Source organism: Mesorhizobium sp. M4A.F.Ca.ET.020.02.1.1, from assembly GCF_004022645.1.
Classification (GTDB): Bacteria; Pseudomonadota; Alphaproteobacteria; order Rhizobiales; family Rhizobiaceae; genus Mesorhizobium.
This window is the reverse complement of the sequence record NZ_RZOI01000477.1, coordinates 1-4,847: the sequence shown is the minus strand read 5'-3', so window position 1 is coordinate 4,847 and position 4,847 is coordinate 1. Positions and strand designations below refer to the sequence as shown.

Genomic DNA, 4,847 nt, shown 5'->3' with positions numbered 1-4,847 from the left:
GTACTGAACTTGTTCGGTTATACCGGCCTCGCCTCGCTGGTCGCGGCGCGCGCCGGCGCCGAGGTCACCCATGTCGATGCGTCCAAGAAGGCCATAGGCTGGGCCCGGGAAAACCAGGAGATGGCGGGGCTCGGCAGCAAGCCGATCCGCTGGATCGTCGAGGACGCCGTGAAATTCGCCGAGCGCGAGGAGCGCCGCGGCAGCCGCTACGACATCGTGCTGTTCGATCCGCCGGCCTATGGGCGCGGACCGAAGGGCGAGGTCTGGCAATTGTTCGACGACCTGCCCGGCCTGACCGACCTCTGCCGCTCGATCCTGACGCCGAAGCCGCTTGCCGTCGTGCTGACCGCCTATTCGATCCGCGCCTCCTTCTTCGCCATCCATGCCCTGATGCGCGATACTTTCGCCGGCATGGGTGGCACGGTCGAATCGGGCGAGTTGATCATCCGCGAAAAATCCGCCGGCCGCGCGCTGTCGACCTCGCTGTTCTCGCGCTGGGTGGCTTGAATGAACGCTTATGAGAGCTCGCGCGCCGTCGGCCAGGTGAAGGAAGTCACCAGCCTCGCCAACCCGCTGGTCAAGGACATCAAGGCGCTGGCGCTGAAAAAATTCCGCGAACAGCAGAACGCCTTCATGGCCGAAGGCCTGAAGCTGGTCATCGACGCGCTCGACCTCGGCTGGTCGATCAAGACGCTGGTCTTCGCCAAGGCCGGACGCGGCAACGCGGCGGTGGAGAAGGTCGCGGCGCGCACCGTCGCCGCTGGCGGCACCGTGCTCGAAGTCTCGGAGAAGGTGCTGGCGGCGATCACCCGCCGCGACAACCCGCAAATGGTGGTTGGGGTCTTTGCCCAGAGGGTCCTGCCGCTGAAGGATATCCGCGCTTCGGACGGCGACGTCTGGGTGGCGCTCGACCGGGTGCGCGACCCCGGCAATCTCGGCACCGTCATCCGCACCGTCGATGCGGTCGGCGCCAAGGGCGTCATCCTGGTCGGCGACACCACCGACCCCTTTGCCGTCGAGACCGTGCGCGCCACCATGGGCTCGATCTTCGCCGTGCCGGTCGCCAGGGCGACGCCGGAGGCTTTCCTTGCCTGGCGCAAGGGGTTTCCGGGCCTCGTCGCCGGCACGCATCTGAAGGGCGCGGTTGACTATCGCTCAGTCGATTTCACCAGGGGACCGGTGCTGCTTTTGATGGGCAACGAGCAGCAGGGCCTGCCCGACAGCCTTGCCGAAAGCTGCGACCGGCTGCTCAGGATTCCGCAGGCCGGCCGCGCCGATTCGCTCAACCTGGCGGTCGCCACCGGCATCATGCTGTTCGAGATCCGCCGCGGCGCGCTGAAGCTGGGGCCGGACTAGACCATGATCCCAAATGGCGGCGTCCGGTTTTCGGACAAGATCATGGTCAAACAAGAGGGCATCAAATCGTGAGGTTCTGGTCCCCCTATGCCCTGCTGGTCGTCGTCGCCATTGCGCTCGACCAGTGGATCAAGCAGCTGGTGGAGGGCGGCCTCGACTTTCAGGAGAAGGTCGATCTTTTGCCTTTCCTGGCGCTGTTCCGCACCTACAACACGGGCATCGCCTTCTCGATGTTCCAGTCTTTCGGCGATACCGGCCTGGTGGTGATCGCCGTCCTCGTCGTCGCCTTCGTGCTCTACCTCGCAACGCGCACGCCGGCGGGCCATGTGCTTGCCAGGATTGGCTTTGCACTGATCATCGGCGGCGCTCTCGGCAACCTGATCGACCGCGCCGTCTACGGCCACGTCATCGACTACATATTGTTCCACACGCCGGTTTGGTCCTTCGCCGTATTCAACCTAGCGGACGCCTTCATCTCGGTCGGTGCCGCGCTTGTCCTCTTCGACGAATTTGTCGGCTGGCGGCGCGAGCCCAAGCCCTCGCAAGATTGACCGCGCGCAGCCGCCGCCGCACAGTCCAGGCACCGCACAACCGGGGAGAAAAAAGTGTCCGAAACCTTCAAAGCCATCCTCGTTTCGCGCGACGCCGACAAGAAGCAGTCGGTCGCGGTCATCAACCTCACCGAAGCCGAACTGATGGAGGGCGACGTCACCGTCGCCGTCGAGGCGACGACGGTCAACTACAAGGATGGGCTGGCGATCACCGGCAAGGCGCCGGTCATCCGCCGCTGGCCGCTGGTGCCGGGCATCGATTTCGCTGGCACGGTGATCTCCTCCTCGCATGCCGACTGGCGCAAGGGCGACAGGGTGATCCTCAATGGCTGGGGCGTCGGCGAAACGCATTTCGGCGCCTTTGCCGGTCGCGCCCGCGTCAACGGCGACTGGCTGGTGCCGCTGCCCGAAGGTATCAGCCCGCATGATGCGATGGCGGTCGGCACTGCCGGCTACACGGCCATGCTCAGCGTCATGGCGCTCGAGCGGCACGGCATCGTCCCGGATCGCGGCCCGGTGGTGGTGACGGGCGCGGCCGGCGGCGTCGGCTCAGTCGCGGTCTCGATCCTCTCCAGCCTCGGCTACCATGTCATCGCCTCGACTGGCCGCAATGCCGAAAGCCCCTATCTGATCGACCTCGGCGCCGCCGAGGTGATCTCGCGCGATGAACTCACCCAGCCGGCAAAGCCGCTCGCCAAGGAGCGCTGGGCCGGCGGCGTCGATGCGGTCGGCAGCCACACACTGGCCAATGTTCTGTCGATGACCGCCTACGGCGGCGCGGTTGCCGCCTGCGGGCTTGCCGGCGGCATGGACCTGCCGGCGAGCGTTGCTCCCTTCATTCTGCGCGGCGTCTCACTGCTCGGCATCGATTCGGTGATGGCGCCGAAGGCGGTCCGCCTGGAGGCGTGGCGCCGCATCGGCGCCGACCTCGACCATGGCAAGCTCGCGACGCTGTCCAGGACCATCGGTTTTGACGATATAATCGACGCCGCGCGTGATATCGTCGACGGCAGGATCAGGGGTCGCGTCGTTGTCGATATGTGAGCGCTGACGGGCAAAAACCGCGCGACCGTTAAAATTCGAGCGATCCGCCGCAATCTTCCATAATGTCTCTGTGGCATGGCTTTCCGCATGATCGCGGAATCCGGCATCAAGGCGGCGGAGAGTGCCGATGGCGTGGACGGGCCGGACCCTGCTGCGCCGAAGCGGCAGCTTGTCACCGCGCCGCCGCTGGCGCCCGTACTGCCGCCTGCCAATCCCGAAGGCCTGCCTTTCCTCACCGTCGTCGCCATCGCCGTGCTGGCGGGTCTGGCTCATCTCACCGGCGCGCCGATCTTCGTCACTCTCGGTCTGCTGGTGACCGGCCTCGCCGGCCTGGGCATGCATCTGCGCAACAAACGCAACGAACGCCTGGCCGCGGACTTGCTCGACGAGACCGCCGCCCGCAGCCGCGCCGAGATCGAGACCCTCGCCGACCGCATGTGGGAGATGCAGGAAAGCGAGGAGCGGTTTCGCGGGCTGATTGACGCGCTCGGCGATCTCGTCGTCCATCGCGATCGCGACGGCCATATCGTCTATGCCAACAAGGTTTTCGCCGACCTCGTCGAGGTCGACCAGCGCGATCTTGCCGGCAAGACGCTGTCGGAGCTCGGCATCGACGTCGGAATCGTTCCCGACGCCGCCTTCTCTGATCATGAATGCCTGAGCTCCACCGACGTCGCCGTCCGCACGTCGAACGGCCCGCGCTGGTTTTCCTGGATAGAGCTGTCGGTGCGCGACAAGGACAATGGCGCCGTCTCGCACCGGGCTATCGCGCGCGACATCACCGCTCGCAAGCGCGCCGAATCCTCGCTGATCACCGCCCGCGAGCGCGCCGAATATGCCAGCCAGGCCAAGTCGCGCTTCCTCGCCACCGTCAGCCACGAAATCCGCACGCCGATGAACGGCATCATGGGGATGGCCAAGCTGCTGGTCGACACCGATCTGTCGCCCGAGCAGCGCACCTATGTCGGAGCCGTCTCGACTTCGGCCAGCGCGCTGCTGGCGCTGATCGAGGATTTACTCGACTACTCCAAGATCGAGGCCGGCCGCTTCGACCCCGAGCCGCAGCCGACGTCGGTGCGCGAAATCGCCAACAACATCATCGAACTGATGGCAGCGAAGGCCTTCGCCAAGAACATCGGCCTCGGCTGCCATGTCGAGCCGGACGTCCCGCAGATGATCACCGCCGATCCAGGCCGGGTGCGCCAGGTGCTGCTCAACCTCATCGGCAACGCCATCAAATTCACCGACACCGGCGGCGTGCTGCTCGGTGTCGCGCGGGCGCGCACCGAGACCACCGACCGCATCTGCTTCACCATTACCGACACTGGTCCGGGGCTTCGCGAAGAGGACATGGAACGCATCTTCGAGGAGTTCGAACAGTCGGACGGCACCTCAACCCGGGTGCATGGCGGCGCAGGCCTCGGCCTTGCCATATCCAGGCGCCTCGTCACCGCCATGGGCGGTTCGATTTCAGTGTCGAGCCGGCTCGGCGAGGGATCCGAATTCGTCTTCGAGCTTCCGGCCGTGGCCGCAACCGAGCCGCCGCAGAACCGGCAGGACATCCTCTCCGGCCGGCGCGCCGTGATCGTGTCGAAGAACGCGGTCGAGGCCGACGCCATCGCGCGCACCATCCGCGCCCATGGCGGCGCCGTCGACCTGGCGACGACGCTTGCCCAGGCAACGCCTTTCGCCACCGGCTGCGACGTTCTACTGGTCGATGCCGCCATGGAAAACAGCGACGGGCGCTTGCTCAAGCGCTTGCGCCAGAACGGTTTTGCCGACTGTGAGGCGATCACGTTAAGCGCGGCGACCGACCGCGTCATGCTCGGCGAATTCCGCGCCAACGGCTACGCCACCTTCCTGGCGCGGAATTCGCCGAGCATGCCGCGGTCGGTC

Annotated in this window: 5 protein-coding genes; all 5 read left to right on the top strand. The window is 66.1% G+C overall.

What is annotated here, in order from left to right; all coding sequences use genetic code 11:
• A partial coding sequence (locus EN742_RS24580; RefSeq protein WP_189375551.1) for an RsmD family RNA methyltransferase occupies window positions 1–507 on the top strand: 507 nt, incomplete at its 5' end.
• Window positions 508–1,356, top strand: a complete 849-nt coding sequence (locus EN742_RS24575; RefSeq protein ID WP_126058289.1) for an RNA methyltransferase — start codon at window positions 508–510, stop codon at window positions 1,354–1,356.
• A 68-nt stretch (window positions 1,357–1,424) separates the two neighbouring features.
• The gene (gene lspA / locus EN742_RS24570) at window positions 1,425–1,907 is read left to right on the top strand and encodes a signal peptidase II (protein WP_128333382.1); all 483 of its coding nucleotides are present in this window, start codon (window positions 1,425–1,427) and stop codon (window positions 1,905–1,907) included.
• Between the two features lie 54 nt (window positions 1,908–1,961).
• The gene (locus EN742_RS24565; RefSeq protein WP_128333381.1) at window positions 1,962–2,951 is read left to right on the top strand and encodes an MDR family oxidoreductase; all 990 of its coding nucleotides are present in this window, start codon (window positions 1,962–1,964) and stop codon (window positions 2,949–2,951) included.
• Window positions 2,952–3,038: 87 nt separating this feature from the next.
• The coding region (locus tag EN742_RS24560; protein WP_148670231.1) for a PAS domain-containing hybrid sensor histidine kinase/response regulator at window positions 3,039–4,847 on the top strand (1,809 nt) is incomplete at its 3' end.